We start from the raw sequence: 20433 nt of genomic DNA, 5'->3' as shown, positions 1-20433 counted from the left end.
CATAAAAAAGAGGCCTTCCCACACGTATTAGTGGGATAAGGCCTTTTTTTTAAGAACTTGAATCATCGCCGCTGCCGCCGCCACTGCTTTCCTGTTTGTCGCCACCTTCGCTACCCTTTTCTTTTTTCTCTTTTGGTTCAAGTTCTTCTTGTACGACTTTTTTAAGTAAATTCAATACTTCCATGCGAAATAATGGAGTTTGCATGGATTCCTGCATGGTCTTCATGGATTGTTTACGGTAATCAGGTGTTTTAGTGAGATTTAAAAACATTGTCATCATTTCTGGAGACTTCATAATTTCTTCGACTGATTTCTGATAAGTGGGATCCTTAATTAGCTGTAGGTGTAGTTCCTTGCTTTGTGATTGAATGGCTTTAGCAAAATCGCCCGCGAATTTGGGATCAGTCATTATCTTCTCGATTTCCTTCTGATATTCCGGTGCAGTGAGAGTATTTTTAACAGCGAGCTTGATCTCCTCTGTTGTTTGAAGTGGCATCATCTTCATGCTCATTCCACTGGTACCGCTAGAGCTGGAGCTTGATAATGATTCCTCAACCGCTTTTTTACCCTCATCGCTTTTCAATATATCTAAAACCATGGTCTTCGTTTCTTTATAACTGCCTTGTCCGGAAGAAGAACTGCTCTGCTCACTTCCGCAAGCCGTTAAGGCCATAACAAAGCTCAATGCCAAACCCACAGATCCGATAAATCTCCATTTCATTGGCGCTGCCCTCCTTTATAGGATTCTCTAGATGTATTATGCCGAATTAGATCACATTTATGTTGTGGGTGTAATGGTGTTTTGTCGGTATCCTTGGTAAAATAAATCTGACAAGAGGAGGTGAATTGGCTGAGTATAAAAAAATGGTTTTATTTATTTTGGACTACCCTCCTTATAGGAGCGGGTGGGGCTGTAATCGCTGGTCTGGCACTGCAATTCGTAAATGGTAAGATTGATTTCAAAAGTGTCGGGGATTTCTTTTTATACCCGCTGATTCTGCTTGGCTACGGTATGCTTGTAAGCGTTTATTCGCAACTTGGTTTTTTTGCCTATTTGATTTTGAATTATATGGGCAACGGCGTTTTTCCACAAAAGGTTTGGAAATACATACAACTAGTGCTTTCTGTGCTCGCATTGCTTGAACTAATTTTTTTGCGTACCGTCGTTGGTGGGGAAAGAAATGTTATGTCTGATCTAATATTAGGAATCGTTATTTTGCTAGCAGCTATTATTGTGTCTTATTTCAAAGTAAAAAGTACAAACATCTCAGCTTTGATTCCAACCCTCTTTTTTATGACAGCTATTTCAATTGTGGAAGTTATTGGCGTGCTCCGTATAGGTGTTGATAGTGCAACGGTATTTATTGTTGTTCCGCTTATCGCTTGTAATGCATTCCAAATTTTGATGCTACACCGTATTCTGAAGCCGGCAGCCGGATAATGAATGGGGAAGGCACTAAACAAAGAACCCCGTGCTCTGATCTCAGAAGACGGGGTTTTTTGCTCTAACTGTATCTTAACGATTAAAATCTGATTGTAGAGGTTAATCTTAAAGAACGATACGCTCACAAAACTAAGTGTATGCTTCCGATGCGAGTTTTGTACGAGGCTCAACAATGATGCATATGCTTTACAAAACTTAGTAGATGCTTCCGAAGTGAGTTTTGTACGAAGTAACACAAGTGTAGTAACGCTCACAAAACTAAGCGTATGCTTTCGAAGTAAGTTTTGTACGAAGCGTCCCGATGATGTATATGCTTTACAAAACTTTTAGGAGGGGAATATATGGACATCAAGCGCTATATGATAAAAGACACAAAAGAAATCCGGCTTAACAAGCTGGATCCGGACGACACAGGTGTTTTTAAATCCAAAAAAGAAGTAGAAGCCAAAACAGAAGAGCTTAAAGCACGTTTGGCAGAGCTCCAAGATATTTTGTTTGCTCAGAAAAAGCATTCGCTGCTTGTTATTCTGCAAGGAATGGATTCCAGCGGTAAGGATGGCACGGTTAAGCATATTTTTTCAGGCATTAATCCACAAGGATTTATAGTGACCAGCTTCAAGAAACCATCTCTAGAGGAAGAGGCTCATGATTTTCTATGGAGGGTTCATCAGAAGACACCCCCTAAGGGATATATCTCTGCATTTAACCGCTCGCATTATGAAGATGTATTGGTACCACGGGTACACGGAGGGTTAAAAAAGGATGACTTGAAGCGTCGCTTTCGTTACATACGGCAGTTCGAGGAAATGCTGGTGGAAGAGGGGACGACAATTATCAAGCTTTTTCTGCATATTTCTAAAGAGAAGCAGCTGAAGAAGATTAAGGAACGGCTTGAAGATCCCAAAAAACATTGGAAATTCGATGCAAGTGATCTCCAGGAGCGGGAGTATTGGGATGATTACCAAGAAGCATATGAAGATGTTTTCAAGGAATCTAGCATAGATAAAGCACCCTGGTACTGGATACCCGCCAATCATCAATGGTACCGCAACTATTTGACCTTATCCATCGTTGTAAAGACACTGGAGAGTCTGGATCTGAGCTATCCGAAGCTGAATACCCCCACACCTGACATATCGGAACTCATTTCTCCACGTCATTAATCCTTTGGACAGATCAACATTCATTACGGCACCAGAGATTGTATGTGTTTTTACAGCCCAGCTGCGTCCTCAATGGCATTACTCAGTGAAGCTGAGTCGCGGACTTCTTTACCTTCGGTGTTGCTTTGACTAATCAGCTCAGAGACGGTAACGAATTCATAACCTTGTCTGCGGAGCTCGTCGATAATGAGTGGAAGTGCTTCATGTGTTTGTTTACAGGAATCACTGGCATGTAGAAGGACGATATCACCTGGATGCGCTTTTGTCGTTACACGCTTCACGATATTGTCTACGCCGATGTTCTTCCAGTCCAGGGAGTCTGTATCCCATTGAATGACCTTGTAGCCGAGATCGCTGGCAACCTGAAGGACTCTTTTGTCAAAATCACCATTAGGCATACGAATCAAGTTGGGTTCAGTGCCGGTTAATTCGGTAAGTACGGTGTGAGCCGTTGAGATCTGTGTACGAATTTCTTCGTTGCTTAGTGTGCTGTAATTGACGTGTTTATGACCATGACTTCCAATTTCAAAACCTGCATTCTTAATGTTAGTTACAATGTCTGGGTGAGTCTTACTCCATGGAGACGATAGGAAGAAGGTGGCTTTGTCCACTTTCTTGTCTTCAAGTACCTTCAAAATTGGTTCGGGTCTTTTCTCCCCCCAGCTAATATCGAAGGTCAGGGCAATCAGCTTCTTCTCTGTTGGTACACTGTAGATCGCGGAAGGTCCGGATTCAGAAAAAACGGTTATGTTTCCCCTCTCGACATAGACAACTCCAGCAGCAAGAAGCACAGCGGCGAAGATATAGATGAATCGTTTAATCTTTTTGCCGCTGAATACATAAAAAGAATTCATAATGACAGCGCTCCTCTCCCATGCGAAATGCTTGTTTGTTCTAAATGTATGCTCGTACCGCAAGGTTATGACCTAAGAAACAGAGATCACAATTTCAGGAGGGTATTTATGTTGTCGTTCTTCACGTTTATTAAAGATCTAAAAACGATCCGGAAGGCTTTATTGCTATCCTGTCTGCTCTTCGCAGTAGGAGCGGTTATAGGGTGGGTAGCTACTAGCAGTCTGGAAAAGCTATTGGTTCAGCAATTAGAGGGGCTCAGTGAAATCAGTGGCAACCTTAGAGATTCTTCTAATCCGCAATGGAGCTTCTTTGTATTTATATTTTTGAATAACAGCATCAAGGGTGTTCTTATCATATTTTTAGGAGCGTTGTTCGGTATACTGCCAGCCATATTCTTATTTATTAACGGAGCGGTTATCGGCTATCTGATTCATTTATCAGCACTGCAAGGACAGGATTTATTCGAACTAATAGTAAAAGGACTGCTGCCACATGGGATTATAGAGATTCCAGCAATCATTATTGCTTGTGCATTTGGACTTCAGTTCGGCGGGAAAGTAGTTGCAAGTCTGTTTAGCTCATCCACTAAAAAAGTGAACAGAGGTGTTGGTTGGTCTTCGTTTATGCGTCAAACACTTACGGCATCTATTTGGACAATAATCCTGTTATTTGTTGCAGCCATCATTGAAAGCACAATAACTTTTTCTCTTTTATCATAAAACTTCCGAGAATGGAGCATAACAGTAAAGCTATTCATCCAAGGATTGCCTAAAGGTCAGAAGTATATAATCGTGACGAAACCATAAAGGGAATTTTTAATAATTATGGTTATAAAAAGAGTACTCCGGTTAATCTAGTGTAAGAGGATCTTAAGGCAGCTTTCTCCATGAGATGGACTAACTAATTATGTACAAGGGGTTTTTGGTTTTAGTGAATGTGTTACTTGCAACTTCATGAAGGAGGCCAAGCATATGTTGGGAATGTTGTTCAACGAAAAAGAATGCAAGGAACTGGATTATGTTTTGCGGAAAGAACTTGATGAGATGCTGTTAGATTTGAGCGATCAGCGCTTGGACCAAAATATCAGGCATGCCATCGCCAATAGATATAAGACTGTATTTCGTATGTATGCTCGTTTTGCTCCTCAGAAAGAGCTTTCCAAGTATGCGTGGGGTGGACGTTCTTCTCAGTATAAACACTAAGGATAAGCGGTAAATGCAAGAGTCTTATATGAATTTAAGATTTTTTAATAAAATAGCTTGACTAAAAAGGAGTGCTCGTGATAAATTATATCTCGCGCTCCTTTTGCTTGTGTAAAAGGGAAGCGGAAGGCAAGAAAAGTTGAAAAAAACTTTTTCAAAAAAAAGACTTGCCAAACAACGAAACACTATGATATATTATAAAGGTCGCCGCTGAAAAACAACGACGACGAAATGAGAGACATTGATCTTTGAAAACTGAACAACGAGTGAGTAGGAAATCACGAAAGTGAAATCCAAAATTAGAGAATTAATTTTCTCGTCAGATGTTTCAAAATGAGCATATCGCTCTTTTCAATACTAATTGGAGAGTTTGATCCTGGCTCAGGACGAACGCTGGCGGCGTGCCTAATACATGCAAGTCGAGCGGAGTCATTTTGAAAGCTTGCTTTCAAAATGACTTAGCGGCGGACGGGTGAGTAACACGTAGGCAACCTGCCCCTTAGACTGGGATAACTACCGGAAACGGTAGCTAATACCGGATAATTTCTTTTTTCTCCTGAAGAAAGAATGAAAGACGGAGCAATCTGTCACTGAGGGATGGGCCTGCGGCGCATTAGCTAGTTGGTGGGGTAACGGCCCACCAAGGCGACGATGCGTAGCCGACCTGAGAGGGTGAACGGCCACACTGGGACTGAGACACGGCCCAGACTCCTACGGGAGGCAGCAGTAGGGAATCTTCCGCAATGGACGAAAGTCTGACGGAGCAACGCCGCGTGAGTGATGAAGGTTTTCGGATCGTAAAGCTCTGTTGCCAGGGAAGAACGTCCGGTAGAGTAACTGCTACCGGAGTGACGGTACCTGAGAAGAAAGCCCCGGCTAACTACGTGCCAGCAGCCGCGGTAATACGTAGGGGGCAAGCGTTGTCCGGAATTATTGGGCGTAAAGCGCGCGCAGGCGGTCATTTAAGTCTGGTGTTTAAACCTTGGGCTCAACCTGAGGTCGCACTGGAAACTGGGTGACTTGAGTACAGAAGAGGAAAGTGGAATTCCACGTGTAGCGGTGAAATGCGTAGATATGTGGAGGAACACCAGTGGCGAAGGCGACTTTCTGGGCTGTAACTGACGCTGAGGCGCGAAAGCGTGGGGAGCAAACAGGATTAGATACCCTGGTAGTCCACGCCGTAAACGATGAGTGCTAGGTGTTAGGGGTTTCGATACCCTTGGTGCCGAAGTTAACACAGTAAGCACTCCGCCTGGGGAGTACGGTCGCAAGACTGAAACTCAAAGGAATTGACGGGGACCCGCACAAGCAGTGGAGTATGTGGTTTAATTCGAAGCAACGCGAAGAACCTTACCAGGTCTTGACATCCCTCTGAATCCACTAGAGATAGTGGCGGCCTTCGGGACAGAGGAGACAGGTGGTGCATGGTTGTCGTCAGCTCGTGTCGTGAGATGTTGGGTTAAGTCCCGCAACGAGCGCAACCCTTAACTTTAGTTGCCAGCAGGTAAGGCTGGGCACTCTAGAGTGACTGCCGGTGACAAACCGGAGGAAGGTGGGGATGACGTCAAATCATCATGCCCCTTATGACCTGGGCTACACACGTACTACAATGGCCGGTACAACGGGAAGCGAAGCCGCGAGGTGAAGCCAATCCCATCAAAGCCGGTCTCAGTTCGGATTGCAGGCTGCAACTCGCCTGCATGAAGTCGGAATTGCTAGTAATCGCGGATCAGCATGCCGCGGTGAATACGTTCCCGGGTCTTGTACACACCGCCCGTCACACCACGAGAGTTTACAACACCCGAAGTCGGTGGGGTAACCCGCAAGGGAGCCAGCCGCCGAAGGTGGGGTAGATGATTGGGGTGAAGTCGTAACAAGGTAGCCGTATCGGAAGGTGCGGCTGGATCACCTCCTTTCTATGGAGAATCGTCTTCTGCAATGAAGACATTCAAATCGGAAGTTAAACTTCCACAATAGAACCTTCGGGTTCGAACACTCACTCGTGTTCAGTTTTGAAAGAGTAAGTCTCTTTCATATACGTTTGGTGGCGATAGCGGAGGGGTTCCACACGTACCCATCCCGAACACGACCGTTAAGCCCTCCAGCGCCGATGGTACTTGGACCGAAGGGTCCTGGGAGAGTAGGACGCCGCCAAGCGGACAACCATTCTTTGGTTGATTCACAATGTTATATGGGCTTTTAGCTCAGTTGGTTAGAGCGCACCTCTGATAAGGGTGAGGTCGGTGGTTCGAGTCCACCAAGGCCCACCATATAACTTTATATCTTTTATGGGGCCATAGCTCAGCTGGGAGAGCGCCTGCCTTGCAAGCAGGAGGTCAGCGGTTCGATCCCGCTTGGCTCCACCATAATTTTAATTCAATACCTTCTTTAAACATTGATCCTTGAAAACTGGATACCGAAACGAATTTGCGTTTTAGAACATCTTTTAGCAACTTGTGCAAACAAGTAAATGTTATTAGTGAGATTTTTCTTAGGAAAAATCAAGGTTAAGCTAATAAGAGCACACGGAGGATGCCTAGGCGCCAGGAGCCGACGAAGGACGTGGCGAACAACGAAACTGCCTCGGGGAGCTGTAAGCAAGCTTTGATCCGGGGGTGTCCGAATGGGGAAACCCAGCTGTGGTAATTCGCAGTTACTCATCTCTGAACACATAGGAGATGTAGAGGCAGACCAGGGGAACTGAAACATCTAAGTACCCTGAGGAAGAGAAAACAATAGTGATTCCGTCAGTAGCGGCGAGCGAACGCGGAACAGCCTAAACCTAAGAGCTTGCTCTTAGGGGTTGTGGGACGTCTCACATGGAGTTACAAAGGAATATGGTAGGCGAAGAGGTCTGGAAAGGCCCGCGATAGAGGTAAAAGCCCTGTAGCCTAAACTGTGTTCTCTCCGAGACGGATCCCGAGTAGTGCGGGGCACGTGAAACCCCGTATGAATCCAGCAGGACCATCTGCTAAGGCTAAATACTACCTGGCGACCGATAGTGAAACAGTACCGTGAGGGAAAGGTGAAAAGCACCCCGGAAGGGGAGTGAAATAGAACCTGAAACCGTGTGCTTACAAAAAGTCAGAGCCCTATTAATGGGTGATGGCGTGCCTTTTGTAGAATGAACCGGCGAGTTACGTTTAACATGCAAGGTTAAGTCGAGAAGACGGAGCCGCAGCGAAAGCGAGTCTGAATAGGGCGATTGAGTATGTGGACGTAGACCCGAAACCGTGTGATCTACCCCTGTCCAGGGTGAAGGTGCGGTAACACGCACTGGAGGCCCGAACCCACGCATGTTGAAAAATGCGGGGATGAGGTGGGGGTAGCGGAGAAATTCCAATCGAACTCGGAGATAGCTGGTTCTCCCCGAAATAGCTTTAGGGCTAGCCTCGGTATAAGAGTAGTGGAGGTAGAGCACTGATTGGGTGCGGGGTCCGCAAGGATTACCAAGCTCAGTCAAACTCCGAATGCCATATACTTATTGCCGGGAGTCAGACAGTGAGTGCTAAGATCCATTGTCAAAAGGGAAACAGCCCAGACCATCAGCTAAGGTCCCCAAGTGTGTGTTAAGTGGGAAAGGATGTGGAGTTGCACAGACAACCAGGATGTTGGCTTAGAAGCAGCCACCATTGAAAGAGTGCGTAATAGCTCACTGGTCGAGTGACTCTGCGCCGAAAATGTAACGGGGCTAAACACACCACCGAAGCTATGGCTAGATACGTATGTATCTGGGGTAGGGGAGCGTTGTATGTGGGTTGAAGGTGTACCGTAAGGAGCGCTGGACAGCATACAAGTGAGAATGCCGGTATGAGTAACGAAAAGATCAGTGAGAATCTGATCCGCCGAAAGCCCAAGGTTTCCTGAGGAAGGCTCGTCCGCTCAGGGTAAGTCGGGACCTAAGGCGAGGCCGAAAGGCGTAGTCGAAGGACAACAGTTTGAAATTACTGTACCACCGTAATCCGCTATGAGCGATGGGGTGACGCAGGAGGGTAGTGACGCGGACTGATGGATATGTCCGTCTAAGCAGTGAGGCTGATGTGTAGGCAAATCCGCACATCATTAAGGCTGGGCTGTGATGGGGAGCGAAAATTGTAGTAGCGAAGGTCATGATCTCACACTGCCAAGAAAAGCCTCTAGCCAGGAGAAGGTGCCCGTACCGCAAACCGACACAGGTAGGCGAGAAGAGAATTCTAAGGCGCGCGGAAGAACTCTCGTTAAGGAACTCGGCAAAATGACCCCGTAACTTCGGGAGAAGGGGTGCCCCGGTAGTGTGAATAGCACGAGGGGGCCGCAGTGAAAAGGCCCAAGCGACTGTTTAGCAAAAACACAGGTCTGTGCGAAGCCGCAAGGCGAAGTATACGGGCTGACGCCTGCCCGGTGCTGGAAGGTTAAGGGGAGTGGTTAGGGGTAACCCGAAGCTATGAACCGAAGCCCCAGTAAACGGCGGCCGTAACTATAACGGTCCTAAGGTAGCGAAATTCCTTGTCAGGTAAATTCTGACCCGCACGAATGGCGTAACGACTTGGGCGCTGTCTCAACGAGAGATCCGGTGAAATTTTAATACCTGTGAAGATGCAGGTTACCCGCGACAAGACGGAAAGACCCCATGGAGCTTTACTGCAGCTTGATATTGAATTTGGGTACGATCTGTACAGGATAGGTGGGAGCCGTAGAAATCGGAGCGCAAGCTTCGGTGGAGGCGCCGTTGGGATACCACCCTGATCGTATCTAGGTTCTAACCTAGTACCCTAATCGGGTACGGGGACCGTGTCAGGCGGGCAGTTTGACTGGGGCGGTCGCCTCCTAAAGAGTAACGGAGGCGTTCCAAGGTTCCCTCAGAATGGTTGGAAATCATTCGAAGAGTGCAAAGGCATAAGGGAGCTTGACTGCGAGACCTACAAGTCGAGCAGGGACGAAAGTCGGACTTAGTGATCCGGTGGTACCGCATGGAAGGGCCATCGCTCAACGGATAAAAGCTACCCTGGGGATAACAGGCTTATCTCCCCCAAGAGTCCACATCGACGGGGAGGTTTGGCACCTCGATGTCGGCTCATCGCATCCTGGGGCTGAAGTAGGTCCCAAGGGTTGGGCTGTTCGCCCATTAAAGCGGTACGCGAGCTGGGTTCAGAACGTCGTGAGACAGTTCGGTCCCTATCTGTCGTGGGCGCAGGAAATTTGAGAGGAGCTGTCCTTAGTACGAGAGGACCGGGATGGACGTACCGCTGGTGCACCAGTTGTTCCGCCAGGAGCATGGCTGGGTAGCTACGTACGGACGGGATAAGCGCTGAAAGCATCTAAGCGTGAAGCCCCCCTCAAGATGAGATTTCCCAATTAGTAAGACCCCTTGAAGACGACGAGGTAGATAGGTTGGAGGTGGAAGTGCAGTAATGCATGGAGCTGACCAATACTAATCGGTCGAGGGCTTATCCTATACTTAAAACGCAAATTCAATTCGGATTCAGTTTTCAGGCATCAAGCCTGAGCATTTACGCTGTAAATGCCCGTTTGGTGGCGATAGCGGAGGGGTTCCACGCGTACCCATCCCGAACACGACCGTTAAGCCCTCCAGCGCCGATGGTACTTGGACCGAAGGGTCCTGGGAGAGTAGGACGTTGCCAAGCGGATATTCCCTGATAGCTCAGTTGGTAGAGCACTCGACTGTTAATCGAGTTGTCACAGGTTCGAGTCCTGTTCGGGGAGCCATGCTCTCATAGCTCAGCAGGTAGAGTGCTTCCATGGTAAGGAAGAGGTCACCGGTTCGAATCCGGTTGAGAGCTCCACAGATTTGCAAGGCCCGTTGGTCAAGGGGTTAAGACACCTCCCTTTCACGGAGGTAACATGGGTTCGAATCCCATACGGGTCACCAACTTTTACTTGTACTTACCCTTAGAGGGTCCCATAGATATGGAGGCTTAGCTCAGCTGGGAGAGCATCTGCCTTACAAGCAGAGGGTCGGGGGTTCGATCCCCTCAGCCTCCACCATAATCTTCCTGAGAGATTATGGGCAACATAGAGGTAACATCAATGGGGATTAGCCAAGTGGTAAGGCAACGGACTTTGACTCCGTCACTCATAGGTTCGAATCCTATATCCCCAGCCAAGTGCGAGCCATTAGCTCAGTTGGTAGAGCACCTGACTTTTAATCAGGGTGTCGAAGGTTCGAGTCCTTCATGGCTCACTTTTATTATTACATGCGCGTGTGGCGGAATGGCAGACGCACCAGACTTAGGATCTGGCGTTTCACGACGTGGGGGTTCAAGTCCCTTCACGCGCACCACTTATTGCGGACGTGGCTCAGCGGTAGAGCATCGCCTTGCCAAGGCGAGGGTCGCGGGTTCGATTCCCGTCGTCCGCTCCATAATTTTTGCGCCCTTAGCTCAGCTGGATAGAGCGTTTGACTACGAATCAAAAGGCCGGGAGTTCGAATCTCTCAGGGCGCGCCATTTTTTTATTAAGCAATTATAGTATTTTAACGGGATGTAGCTCAGCTTGGTAGAGCACCTGGTTTGGGACCAGGGGGTCGCATGTTCAAATCGTGTCATCCCGATTTTACCTTTGCGGGTGTAGTTCAATGGTAGAACTTCAGCCTTCCAAGCTGATAGCGTGGGTTCGATTCCCATCACCCGCTCCATAATTTTATAGTAACGGGATGTAGCTCAGCTTGGTAGAGCACCTGGTTTGGGACCAGGGGGTCGCATGTTCAAATCGTGTCATCCCGATACTCAGCTTAATTGCTCTTAGAAAGCTCTTACTTCGGTAAGAGCTTTTTTTGTTATGTATAGAATTAAAACACACATAAATTCATATAACATATGCTCTATCATTCTTCCAAAAGAAACTGTACTTCTGGCGGAATGCCAATCCGTAGATAATAACTTTTACAGGATTCTTCTTGCTCAGGATTACTGCCTATGGATAGTAGCTTTACAGCAAAGACGTTAGCTTGACGCTCAAGCTTGCCAGGAGAGAAGTAAGAACTTTCTTCCAGGAAAAAGCGGTTAATCCCCTTGTGAAGGCGATCATGTCCTAATTCATGCGCACAAACGAAGCGCTGCCACTCAACTGGCAACTCATTATGAATGACGATAAATCTTCTTCTTAGTTTTCGGTAATATAATCCCTTTGTGCCTGTCCCAAGGTTCATGAAGCGAATATGAATACCTAGCGCTGAGGCCAGCTCGAACGGACAATTGGTTTTATATTTTTTAATCAGATTATTGATCAGTTCATCCATATTCTTCACCTGCAGCATGTTAGTGTAGTTATTAAGTGTTGTTGGATTTCTTTCTCTTGTTCATCTGTTTGGCTTCCCAGAATAAGCCGGTCAGTACATCTTTTATCCTCTGCTTGTCATCCTTGTCTAATGGGATTCCATCAAACATCAGCTCTCCATCATCCTCCAGCATTTTACGGAAGTCACGTTTGTCCTTGCTTGTAGCCCACTCTGGGACAATCTCTTCGCTTGGAAGAGCCTGTTCCTGCAAATACCCCGCTTGATCCATTAGCTCCTCGTACGGGACTCCTGTAGCCTCTGCTATTTTGCGTAATGTAGTCGGCTTAGGAACTCCTCTTAGACCATTTTCAATCCGTGAAATCTGTGATCCGCTAATGCCTGCTGCTGCTGCCAATTGATTAATAGTGAGTCCCTTTGTTTCGCGAAGTTGCTTCATATAATCCCCAAAATCCTGTTTCATCTCAACCACTCCTTATAGACTGAAGCTTATGTTATTAATATAAGCCATTTTTGCCACTTGGTAAACAACAAAGCGTATATCATTGCCAAAAGGCAAGATAATGGAGGGAAAGCTATTCTTTTTCGCCCAAAACAGACTCAAACGGGGTTTTACGAGATTGGTAGAGAAGTGGTATATTATAGAAAAATACGAACAGAATACGAACACTTTTATATTTTAGCACATTGCTTAGGAAACTTCCGCAATTTAATCTCATTCTGTTAAAACCTAAAGGAGTGCATAAAATGATGAACTTATCTGCTTTACCGGAGCTAGACCGTCGCCGAACCCAGGTCGCTATAGAGAGCATGTTGGAGAAATACCGTATTTTTAAGACCGTTACATTTGAGGCTAAGGAAGCCAGTACTACTTATTCGTATACAGAAAGATTTCATGGTCCTACGAATACTGTTACTGATCAGACTGCTGCGATAGCTTCTTATAATGTGGATATACCGGCTGCTAGGAGGGCTTTTTGCTCGGCGATAGACTCTGTGGTAGAAAGACTCGATACGAGGGAACAGCAATTAGTAAGAGAGCGTTATATGAAAAGAGACGAAACGTACGATTATACGATTTACAATCATGTGTTTGATCCACCGGTAAGTAAGGATACTTACGTGAAGATACGCTCGAAGGCTTTTTATAAGATGGCTTTGGCTTTAACGGATCTCGGTCTACTGTCCCTTAACACTTTAATAACAGCACCTAGAGTGAAGAAAGAGAAGATTAGTATTACTTAAGAGATATAGACGGTTACTAAAGACTGTGTCGTCCGAGCGGATGATGCGGTCTTTTTTTATTGATTTTATGATCCTCCGAAAAACCGCTCTATACCATCCCAAAGCTAGCTTAAACCTCGTCGGTATACCGTCTCTGCAAGGCAAATAGGGGTGTATATTTATAACATGGCAAATGAAGCAAAAAGAACACCGCAAGAGCATGAATGCTCTGCTAATAGTTCAACCCTAGTGGTGATGAGAACAAATCTAGCGGTGAAAGATTCTTTTGGCATTGGCCTGGTATAGAAGGGTATTATCCAACATCGGATAGTATCCTTTTTTGTTCTTAATTTTAGTAGAGGGGGTGTCTTCTTAATGTTAATGCAATTGAAGGTTAACACCATCAAGGATCGGCGAACCGCCGCAGTTCAGAAAGGAATGGAGTGATGTCGGTACAACAATTACGAGAACACATTACGAGTGCGCTGGAGAAGTACTTTCCAGATGTGCCTGTATATGTGGAGGGGGAGAAACCTCAGACGGCTTATTTTTATCCTGGACTGATCTCAGCGACTTTGGATCGGCAGCGGGAAGGCCGATATTTAGCGGTCTATCGCTTCGGTATCCGTTATGAACAAGGCAGTCTGCTGGAAGCTGAGAGAATGGCAGATAAGCTGAGTGAGGCAATGGCAGGGATGGAGCAAGAGGGTGGCTCCTTTCGTGTAGCTAGGCAAGCCTGGGAAGCTGGGGTAGAGGGGCATGGACCGCTTTTTACAACAGACTATATGGTGTATTTGCAAAGTGAGAAGCCTGACCCCATTAAGATGGGACAAATGATAGGAGGAGAAAGACTGAAATGAGCACAAAGGTGAGTAATGGAGATCGTTTTGGTAAAGAGCAGATTGTGAATTCATCGCTTTTTACGGTTAAAGAAAAGGATGTACTGAACGTTATTTTGCAGGATGACAAAAGTTATACGATCGAAGAAGCGAAGCAATCTATGGGATTGTTTATGAATAAGGAGGTTTTGAACTAATGGCAGGCGGAACATGGACAACTCAAAACAAAGTGCGCCCAGGGGTGTACGTAAATGTAGCATCGAATCAAGGTGCCATCGGCAAAATGGGAGAACGCGGGATTACTGCTTTGGCACTTGCCTTATCTTGGGGAGAACCTGGAGTGATCATGGAGATTACCCCGCAGGACGACGTGAATAAGCTGCTAGGTTATGGTTTGGAACATCTAACATTGCTGCCAGTACGCGAAGCGCTGAAACGTGCGGGAACATTACTTCTCTATCGATTGAATGAAGGGGTTAAAGCGGCAGTTACGAATAGTGGTCTGCAAGTAACGGCTAAATACGGCGGTGTACGCGGAAACGATCTTTCTGTTGTTATTGAAAAGAATATTGAGAATAATGCTCTTTTTGATGTAAAGACACTGCTGAATGGAACTGAACTGAATAAACAAACGGTTGGAACGGCTGAAGAGTTGGTCGCTAACGATTATGTACAATTCCAGAAAAATGGTGCAGAAGGCTTGAAGCTAACCGCAGGGATGCCGCTTATTGGCGGAGCTAATGGTACGGTGACAAATGGTGCGCATAGCGATTTCTTGTCTGCTCTTGAGGTGCTTGAGTTCCAAACGGTTGGACTAGTATCGCAGGATAGTACGCTTAAGGCGCTGTATAGCTCTTGGGTGAGAAGACTGCGGGATACGGAAGGTAAGAAAGTGCAGGCTGTACTATCGGATTATGCTACTGCGGGTCATGAGGGTGTGATCAGCGTGAAGAATGGGGTAGTACTGAGTGACGGAACTAGGATTGATAACAACAATGCTGTTGCTTGGGTGGCCGGTGCTACGGCTGCTGCTGAGGTGAATCAATCACTGACTTATCAGGGATATGACGACTCCGTTGACGCTGATGTGCGGCTTAGCCATTCTGAGACGACTGCAGCTTTGCTGCGAGGTGAATTGCTCTTTACTTACAGTGGAGGGCGAGCTGTGGTGGAGCAAGATATTAACACGTTTACGGCATTTTCTCCGGATAAAGGCAAAGCGTTCTCCAAAAATCGTGTGCTACGCGTGCTGGATGGGATTGCGAATGATCTGAAGCGTATTTTTGAGAACTACTACATTGGTAAGGTAGCGAATAATGAAGATGGACGGGCTCTGTTCTGGTCACAATGTGCGACTTATATGAATGATCTGCAGGATATGGGTGCGATTGAGGGCTTTAACGCGCAGACAGATGTTGTCGTTGTGGCTGGTGAGGATAGTGATAGTATCGTGCTGGATGTGGCTGTGAAACCGGTAGATTCCGTAGAAAAAGTATATATGAAAGTGAAGGTGGTTTAAGATGGCATTTTTAAAAGCTAGTGATACGATTTCCGGCCAGGAGGGCCGTGCGTATGCCGTGATTGGTACGCAAGCTGAAGAGATGTTCTATGTGAAGACGCTTGAAGCTACGGTAGAAAAAACAAAGGCAGAGGTGAAGACTCTAGGCCGCCGTGGTGTTCAGCATAAAGCGACTGGATGGTCGGGCAGCGGTTCGATGACGATTTTTTATATGACTAGCCGTTTCCGCCAGATGATGCTCGATTATATGAATACAGGTGTCGATCAATATTTCGATATTGAGGTTACGAATGAAGACCCATCGTCCAGTGTTGGAGCACAACGCATTATTTTAAAAGGCGTGAACCTTGATAGTGTCATCATGGCTTCTCTTGATACAGAATCAGATGCGCTGGAAGAAGAAGTGAGCTTTACCTTTGAAGACGTGCAGATTGTGCAAGCATTTGGCGCTCCCGCCGGCTCCGGAAAATAATAAAGACAACTAGATAGGAGCAAGTAAGGCCCGGGCGTGCAGGTGAGCGGCGGGTCTCTTCTCTGTCTAGTTAGTAGTACTAGAAGAAACTAAATCATTTTAGGAGGAAGACAATGAGTGAATTAAGTTTGTTTTTTGCGCAAAATGTAGCATGTGACACGACCGAGGAGTTTGTAGTATCGCAGCGGTTTAAGGATAAGGAAGGAAACGCAGTTGCCTGGAAGCTACGCAGTATGAACGAGGATGAGAATCAGGAATGCCGTAAAGCAGCTACTCGTAAGGTCAAAGGTAAGAACGGAGTGTATACCTCCGAGATTGAACCGAATGATTATATGGCTAAGCTTATGACCTCAAGTGTGGTGCATCCAGATCTGAAAAATGCTGAGCTACAACGTTCTTATGGTGTTCTTGGTGCCGAAACGCTGCTGCGTAAAATGCTGCTTCCAGGTGAATTTGCGGCACTGGGTGAACGGGTACAGGCCTTGAATGGCTTCGGTACAGATATGAACGAGCTGGTGGATGAAGTAAAAAACTAATCAACGAGGGCGACAGTGAAGCGAACTTAGCTTACTACGCCCTCCACGAGCTGCATATTTTACCGCATGAGCTGATGAAGCTGTCTTCGCGCGAACGTGCCGCAATTTATGCGATGATTGCTGTTCGTGTGGAGAAGGAGAAGCGGGATCAGGCACGGAGTAAGGCGAGGAAGAGATGAGGGGGTGAATGAATGGCAGGTATGCAAAACAATATAGCTGGAATCCAGCAAGTCTCCAACCAATGGATCAATGATATAACCAATCAAATTACAACTCAGGTTTCTGCAAATATTTCAAATTCCTTTTCCGCAACCTTAAACCGAATAAGTATGAAAATAGTCAATAAACCCGTGTACAACATTACTAACAATTACAGTGCAGCTTATACCAGAATTCAAGCTTCTATTGGAGGCGCAGTACAGGCTCAGGAGAGACTGAACGGTGCGGCAGAACAAGGAGCAGCAGGGGCTGAACAGCAGGCGGGTACATGGGAAAAGATCACCGGTGCTTTTGGGAAAGCCAAAGGTGTGCTGGAAAAAGTTAAAGGAGTTATGGAAAAGGTGCTTGCGCCTGCAGCTGAACAGCAAAAATGGGAGGATCTTTTTAAAGCGAAAACCGGAAATGCTGATGTTGGTGTGGCAATGTTTGATAAGTTCAAGAAGAGGGCACTAGATACCGGGCAGGATGTAAACAAGTCCATGGAAAGTGTCTTGTCGTTTTATCCTAAAACTCAAAATACGGATCAGTTAGATAAGCTTATGGATTATTCCACAAGGCTAAGCATGATGTCTCCGGAGGGTAAAGATATTGGTGATACTTCATCGGCGATTACTTCTGCTTTTGAGGGGGATTCTAGTGATTTAGCATCCATGCTTCAGGTGGATAAAGAGGATCTGGGTGGACTTGATCTAGTGGCCGGAACGGGCAATATGGAAGCCTTTTTGAGTACTTTGGGAGATATTATGACAACGTCAGGGATGACGAGTGATTCGCTACAAACCATGATGGATTCACCCGTTAATCAATGGCAAGCTCTTCTTGGAAACTATAACAACTCTCTGGCTGGTATGGGAGAAGGTGCTCTTGCAGCATTGTCACCACTATTAGGCATTCTTAACCAGGCATTTTCAGATGGAAGCTTTCAGCCAATTATCGATGGGATAGCGATTGGACTGGCGATACTTGCACAAGTATTCTCGCAGGTCGTACAAGGTGCATTGTATCTCTGGAGTGTTCTTAGCAACCCTGTTGTTTTGCCGATTGTTTTGGGTGTTGTTGCTGGAGTTATTGCCTTAGCAATCGCGATGAATGCCTCAACAATTGCAACTAGAATTTCATCTATTGCTACCGGAATTGCTACCGCAGCCCAAGGCATTTTCAACGCTGTGATGAGTGCTAATCCAATTGCACTTGTAATAGGGCTTATAGTTGCACTTATAGTAGCATTTTTAGGGATTGTGGCAGCCCTTCAGCCTGTGAGGGACTTTTTGGCGAATATGTTCAGGGGACTGGGACAGCTCGTTGCAGAATTTGTGGGCTTTGTTATCGATCTTTGGACCGGATTTGTTAATGGTATTATTGGCGCTGTGAACTTTTTGCTAGATAGTATAAATAAAGTAGTTGGAGCTGTTGGCAAATTTATTGGTATAGAGTCGGAGATCAATCTTCATATTGAAGAGGTTGATAGCAGTCAATTCAAAAAGGATTTGCAAATGGACATTGGAGCTTCTTTTAATTCAGGGGCAGAAAAAATCCAGAATTTTGATATCAATAAGTTTAAAGAAAAATTAAATGTGGGTGGAAATAAGAGTAATAACACCACATTAAATCAGTGGAATACTACCCATTCAGGGGATTTGTCAAAACCTTTGCAAACGCCTACCGTACCTGAAATTCCAGTAGTTCCTACGATGAATACACCTTCAGCTACGGGTTCTTTTCAAAATGCAGGAACTCCAGGTAATCTAAACACCGTAAACCGCGTGAAGCAACTCGACTCCATCAACGACACTGTAGACATCTCTAGCGATGATCTGAAAATGCTGCGTGAGCTAGCGGAGATTCAGGCGATCCAGAATTTTGTGGAGCTTACGCCGACGGTGCAGGTGACGACCGGGAATATTAATAATGCCGGAGACATTGATACGATTATCAACAAGATCGGGCAAAAGCTGAACGAGGAGTTTGTCTCTACAGCACAGGGGGTGTATACGTAACGTGGAAGAGTACGGGATTTTTCTTGGTTTTAATAATCAGGCGGAAGCATTCCGGCTGCCAGTCAACCCGGAGACCTTAGAGATCAAAGAGAGCGGGGATGGAAAAAGCTATACCATTATAGATTTGGGTGAAATCAATACGATTGCTTATCCGAAGCTTACGGAGATTACAATTGAAAGTATTTTTCCGGCACAAAAGTATCCGTTCGTATTGGTGCAAGAAGACGGGTTGAAGAGACCTTTTGAATATGTGGAGCTGATTAAGAAGTGGATGACTAGTCGCAGACCTATTCGTTTTGTATTCTCTGGGGTGAGTTATGCTGATGACTTGAAAAAAGCTGATGGGAAGCTAAACAACCCTCAGAAATGGTTAAAGGAATCATCGACTAGTGAGGATAAATCCATAGAAATTGATTTCGGTGTGAACATGGCTATGAGTATTGAAGGTTTCTCTTGGAAGCTCAGTGCGGGTACATCAGGGGATATTGAATATTCTTTATCTCTCAAAAAGTATGTATTCTATCAAGCGGTAGCAGTTAAGGTTGTCAAAGATGAAGTGAAGGTAGAACAGAAGCGGGCTAATGAAAAGCCCAAACCTAAAACGTATATCATGAAATCTAAAGACAATCTATGGAAAATAGCTAAAGAAATTCTTGGAGATGGCAAAAGGTGTGGAGAAATCCAGAAACTTAATGGCATTAAAGATAGTGAGCTGAGGAAGCTTCCAATCGGTAAGGTCATTAAGCTACCGTAGGAGGCTGTTATGGAGCTACTTGTAAAGAATAAGGAAGGACATTTATGGGATATTTCAGGTATCGTCTCCGATATTACATGGAAAACTGCTCGTTCAGGCAAACCATCAACGCTAGAGTTAACACTTGTGGACAGTGGTATCTATCAGCATCCCAAGTTTAGCATCAGCAACGGTGATATTATTCAGTTCAGCAAAGATAATGTGGATGTATTCTACGGGTTTGTGTTCAGCATTGATACAGGCTCGGATCAGGAGATTAAGCTGACTGCTTATGATCAGATTCGTTATTTACTAGGCAATGGTAGTTATGTTTTGCAGGATGTCACGGCTAGCGATGTTATTACTAAAATAACCAAGGACTACGGCCTGAAGACAGGTGTGCTGGAGAATACAGAGTACCGAATTCCCTCATTAATTGAAGATGACAAAAAGCTGTTGGACATCATTATGGGAGCGATCGGCAGTGAGCTTCAGTATAAGGGGCGGTTGATGGCTTTTTACGATGATTTTGGCAAGCTTACGCTGCGTAAACCGGAGTCTATGCTGCTTAACCTAGTGCTGGGAGCGGGGCATTATCTGTACGATTATTCGCTCAAAAAAAGTATTGATGATGATACGTACAACACCATTTTTCTATACAAGGATAACGAGAAGTCTGGTAAGCGTGATTTCTTTCCGGTTAGCGATAAGGATAATGTGAAGCGCTGGGGTATCCTGCACTTGTATCAGAAGGCCGATGACAAAGCGAATGCTGCACAAATTCAGGAGAAGGCAAATAATCTGCTAAAAATGCACAACCGTGAAAAGCTTAGTCTCTCCGTACAGGCGATTGGTGATATGCGCGTAAGGGCTGGTAATTTCATTTATGTCCTGCTTGATGAATTCAAGACTCAGGTGTTTCTGGTGGATCAATGCAGTCATAAGATTTCCGGTGGGGAGCATACGATGTCCCTCGATATAAAGGTGGTGTAGAAA

General features: G+C 45.6%; 17 protein-coding genes, 14 tRNA genes and 4 rRNA genes. 31 read left to right on the top strand and 4 right to left on the bottom strand.

What is annotated here, in order from left to right:
• Nucleotides 1-49 precede the first annotated feature (49 nt).
• Nucleotides 50-721: a spore germination lipoprotein GerD gene (gerD, locus tag NST34_RS28885; protein ID WP_042192146.1), complete on the bottom strand. Its 672-nt coding sequence runs from the start codon at nucleotides 719-721 to the stop codon at nucleotides 50-52.
• 129 nt (nucleotides 722-850) lie between these two features.
• Here gerD and NST34_RS28880 point away from each other — a divergent pair, with 129 nt between their 5' ends.
• Entirely contained in the window at nucleotides 851-1441 is a 591-nt protein-coding gene (locus NST34_RS28880) for a KinB-signaling pathway activation protein (protein WP_341129608.1), read from the top strand.
• A gap of 344 nt (nucleotides 1442-1785) precedes the next feature.
• On the top strand, nucleotides 1786-2607 hold the full coding sequence (locus tag NST34_RS28875) for a PPK2 family polyphosphate kinase (protein ID WP_042192144.1): 822 nt from the start codon (nucleotides 1786-1788) through the stop codon (nucleotides 2605-2607).
• 50 nt (nucleotides 2608-2657) lie between these two features.
• On the opposite strand, the gene pdaB is transcribed toward NST34_RS28875, so the two are convergent.
• Entirely contained in the window at nucleotides 2658-3461 is an 804-nt protein-coding gene (pdaB, locus tag NST34_RS28870) for a polysaccharide deacetylase family sporulation protein PdaB (RefSeq protein ID WP_042192142.1), read from the bottom strand.
• Nucleotides 3462-3569: 108 nt separating this feature from the next.
• Between pdaB and NST34_RS28865 the strand changes: the two genes are divergently transcribed.
• From NST34_RS28865 to NST34_RS28770, 20 genes are all read left to right on the top strand, one after another.
• Nucleotides 3570-4181: a stage II sporulation protein M gene (locus tag NST34_RS28865; protein WP_341129239.1), complete on the top strand. Its 612-nt coding sequence runs from the start codon at nucleotides 3570-3572 to the stop codon at nucleotides 4179-4181.
• Between the two features lie 252 nt (nucleotides 4182-4433).
• Complete coding sequence (locus tag NST34_RS28860) at nucleotides 4434-4664, top strand: hypothetical protein (RefSeq protein WP_036680631.1); 231 nt, start codon at nucleotides 4434-4436, stop codon at nucleotides 4662-4664.
• A gap of 358 nt (nucleotides 4665-5022) precedes the next feature.
• Nucleotides 5023-6580: ribosomal RNA gene (locus NST34_RS28855) — 16S ribosomal RNA — on the top strand.
• 124 nt (nucleotides 6581-6704) lie between these two features.
• Nucleotides 6705-6821 (top strand): 5S ribosomal RNA (rrf, locus tag NST34_RS28850).
• A 36-nt stretch (nucleotides 6822-6857) separates the two neighbouring features.
• A tRNA-Ile gene (locus tag NST34_RS28845) sits at nucleotides 6858-6934 on the top strand.
• A gap of 20 nt (nucleotides 6935-6954) precedes the next feature.
• Nucleotides 6955-7030: transfer RNA gene (locus NST34_RS28840), tRNA-Ala, on the top strand.
• Nucleotides 7031-7169: 139 nt separating this feature from the next.
• Nucleotides 7170-10098: ribosomal RNA gene (locus NST34_RS28835) — 23S ribosomal RNA — on the top strand.
• A 73-nt stretch (nucleotides 10099-10171) separates the two neighbouring features.
• Nucleotides 10172-10288: ribosomal RNA gene (gene rrf, locus NST34_RS28830) — 5S ribosomal RNA — on the top strand.
• The 16S, 23S and 5S rRNA genes sit together here with 14 tRNA genes alongside, the layout of an rRNA operon.
• Nucleotides 10289-10294: 6 nt before the next feature.
• Nucleotides 10295-10370: transfer RNA gene (locus NST34_RS28825), tRNA-Asn, on the top strand.
• 1 nt (nucleotide 10371) lies between these two features.
• Nucleotides 10372-10447: transfer RNA gene (locus tag NST34_RS28820), tRNA-Thr, on the top strand.
• Nucleotides 10448-10458: 11 nt separating this feature from the next.
• Nucleotides 10459-10533 (top strand) — tRNA-Glu (locus NST34_RS28815).
• A 40-nt stretch (nucleotides 10534-10573) separates the two neighbouring features.
• Nucleotides 10574-10649 (top strand) — tRNA-Val (locus NST34_RS28810).
• 43 nt (nucleotides 10650-10692) lie between these two features.
• Nucleotides 10693-10767, top strand: a tRNA-Gln gene (locus NST34_RS28805).
• Nucleotides 10768-10772: 5 nt separating this feature from the next.
• A tRNA-Lys gene (locus NST34_RS28800) sits at nucleotides 10773-10845 on the top strand.
• Between the two features lie 15 nt (nucleotides 10846-10860).
• Nucleotides 10861-10944 (top strand) — tRNA-Leu (locus tag NST34_RS28795).
• 6 nt (nucleotides 10945-10950) lie between these two features.
• A tRNA-Gly gene (locus NST34_RS28790) sits at nucleotides 10951-11025 on the top strand.
• 8 nt (nucleotides 11026-11033) lie between these two features.
• A tRNA-Arg gene (locus NST34_RS28785) sits at nucleotides 11034-11110 on the top strand.
• 30 nt (nucleotides 11111-11140) lie between these two features.
• Nucleotides 11141-11214: transfer RNA gene (locus NST34_RS28780), tRNA-Pro, on the top strand.
• Between the two features lie 10 nt (nucleotides 11215-11224).
• Nucleotides 11225-11298, top strand: a tRNA-Gly gene (locus tag NST34_RS28775).
• Nucleotides 11299-11312: 14 nt separating this feature from the next.
• Nucleotides 11313-11386 (top strand) — tRNA-Pro (locus tag NST34_RS28770).
• A 101-nt stretch (nucleotides 11387-11487) separates the two neighbouring features.
• On the opposite strand, the gene NST34_RS28765 is transcribed toward NST34_RS28770, so the two are convergent.
• A complete protein-coding gene (locus NST34_RS28765; protein ID WP_076285600.1) occupies nucleotides 11488-11901 on the bottom strand; it encodes an ImmA/IrrE family metallo-endopeptidase in 414 nt (137 codons plus the stop codon).
• Between the two features lie 31 nt (nucleotides 11902-11932).
• Complete coding sequence (locus NST34_RS28760) at nucleotides 11933-12361, bottom strand: helix-turn-helix domain-containing protein (protein WP_042192135.1); 429 nt, start codon at nucleotides 12359-12361, stop codon at nucleotides 11933-11935.
• Between the two features lie 287 nt (nucleotides 12362-12648).
• Between NST34_RS28760 and NST34_RS28755 the strand changes: the two genes are divergently transcribed.
• The 9 genes from NST34_RS28755 (at nucleotide 12649) to NST34_RS28715 (ending at nucleotide 20430) form a co-directional block, all read left to right on the top strand.
• Complete coding sequence (locus NST34_RS28755; RefSeq protein WP_042194591.1) at nucleotides 12649-13143, top strand: ArpU family phage packaging/lysis transcriptional regulator; 495 nt, start codon at nucleotides 12649-12651, stop codon at nucleotides 13141-13143.
• A 425-nt stretch (nucleotides 13144-13568) separates the two neighbouring features.
• Complete coding sequence (locus NST34_RS28750; protein ID WP_076120997.1) at nucleotides 13569-13982, top strand: phage tail terminator family protein; 414 nt, start codon at nucleotides 13569-13571, stop codon at nucleotides 13980-13982.
• Entirely contained in the window at nucleotides 13979-14158 is a 180-nt protein-coding gene (locus NST34_RS28745; protein ID WP_341059389.1) for a hypothetical protein, read from the top strand. Before NST34_RS28750 ends, NST34_RS28745 begins: the two co-directional genes overlap by 4 nt.
• Nucleotides 14158-15480, top strand: a complete 1323-nt coding sequence (locus NST34_RS28740; protein ID WP_341129238.1) for a phage tail sheath family protein — start codon at nucleotides 14158-14160, stop codon at nucleotides 15478-15480. Before NST34_RS28745 ends, NST34_RS28740 begins: the two co-directional genes overlap by 1 nt.
• A gap of 1 nt (nucleotide 15481) precedes the next feature.
• Entirely contained in the window at nucleotides 15482-15952 is a 471-nt protein-coding gene (locus NST34_RS28735; protein WP_076285579.1) for a phage tail tube protein, read from the top strand.
• A 113-nt stretch (nucleotides 15953-16065) separates the two neighbouring features.
• Complete coding sequence (locus NST34_RS28730) at nucleotides 16066-16488, top strand: phage tail assembly chaperone (RefSeq protein ID WP_042131197.1); 423 nt, start codon at nucleotides 16066-16068, stop codon at nucleotides 16486-16488.
• A gap of 191 nt (nucleotides 16489-16679) precedes the next feature.
• Entirely contained in the window at nucleotides 16680-18704 is a 2025-nt protein-coding gene (locus tag NST34_RS28725; protein ID WP_076300989.1) for a hypothetical protein, read from the top strand.
• A 1-nt stretch (nucleotide 18705) separates the two neighbouring features.
• Nucleotides 18706-19458: a LysM peptidoglycan-binding domain-containing protein gene (locus NST34_RS28720; RefSeq protein ID WP_076300990.1), complete on the top strand. Its 753-nt coding sequence runs from the start codon at nucleotides 18706-18708 to the stop codon at nucleotides 19456-19458.
• A gap of 9 nt (nucleotides 19459-19467) precedes the next feature.
• Complete coding sequence (locus tag NST34_RS28715) at nucleotides 19468-20430, top strand: XkdQ/YqbQ family protein (protein WP_076300991.1); 963 nt, start codon at nucleotides 19468-19470, stop codon at nucleotides 20428-20430.
• Nucleotides 20431-20433 lie beyond the last annotated feature (3 nt).

It is taken from the genome of Paenibacillus sp. FSL H7-0714, from assembly GCF_038003765.1.
Taxonomy (GTDB): domain Bacteria; phylum Bacillota; class Bacilli; order Paenibacillales; family Paenibacillaceae; genus Paenibacillus_AQ.
Note: the sequence above shows the minus strand (reverse complement) of the source record. Positions and strands in the feature narration are given on the sequence as shown.

Bases quoted from the DNA above. Each gene is read 5' to 3' on its own strand.
- NST34_RS28865 (WP_341129239.1), top strand. From the start codon at position 3,570: ATGTTGTCGTTCTTCACGTTTATTAAAGATCTAAAAACGATCCGGAAG.
- NST34_RS28725 (WP_076300989.1), top strand. From the start codon at position 16,680: ATGGCAGGTATGCAAAACAATATAGCTGGAATCCAGCAAGTCTCCAAC.
- NST34_RS28875 (WP_042192144.1), top strand. From the start codon at position 1,786: ATGGACATCAAGCGCTATATGATAAAAGACACAAAAGAAATCCGGCTT.
- NST34_RS28730 (WP_042131197.1), top strand. From the start codon at position 16,066: ATGAGTGAATTAAGTTTGTTTTTTGCGCAAAATGTAGCATGTGACACG.
- NST34_RS28765 (WP_076285600.1), bottom strand. From the start codon at position 11,901: ATGGATGAACTGATCAATAATCTGATTAAAAAATATAAAACCAATTGT.
- NST34_RS28735 (WP_076285579.1), top strand. From the start codon at position 15,482: ATGGCATTTTTAAAAGCTAGTGATACGATTTCCGGCCAGGAGGGCCGT.
- NST34_RS28740 (WP_341129238.1), top strand. From the start codon at position 14,158: ATGGCAGGCGGAACATGGACAACTCAAAACAAAGTGCGCCCAGGGGTG.
- NST34_RS28750 (WP_076120997.1), top strand. From the start codon at position 13,569: ATGTCGGTACAACAATTACGAGAACACATTACGAGTGCGCTGGAGAAG.
- NST34_RS28755 (WP_042194591.1), top strand. From the start codon at position 12,649: ATGAACTTATCTGCTTTACCGGAGCTAGACCGTCGCCGAACCCAGGTC.
- NST34_RS28760 (WP_042192135.1), bottom strand. From the start codon at position 12,361: ATGAAACAGGATTTTGGGGATTATATGAAGCAACTTCGCGAAACAAAG.
- NST34_RS28745 (WP_341059389.1), top strand. From the start codon at position 13,979: ATGAGCACAAAGGTGAGTAATGGAGATCGTTTTGGTAAAGAGCAGATT.
- gerD (WP_042192146.1), bottom strand. From the start codon at position 721: ATGAAATGGAGATTTATCGGATCTGTGGGTTTGGCATTGAGCTTTGTT.
- NST34_RS28860 (WP_036680631.1), top strand. From the start codon at position 4,434: ATGTTGGGAATGTTGTTCAACGAAAAAGAATGCAAGGAACTGGATTAT.
- NST34_RS28715 (WP_076300991.1), top strand. From the start codon at position 19,468: ATGGAGCTACTTGTAAAGAATAAGGAAGGACATTTATGGGATATTTCA.
- pdaB (WP_042192142.1), bottom strand. From the start codon at position 3,461: ATGAATTCTTTTTATGTATTCAGCGGCAAAAAGATTAAACGATTCATC.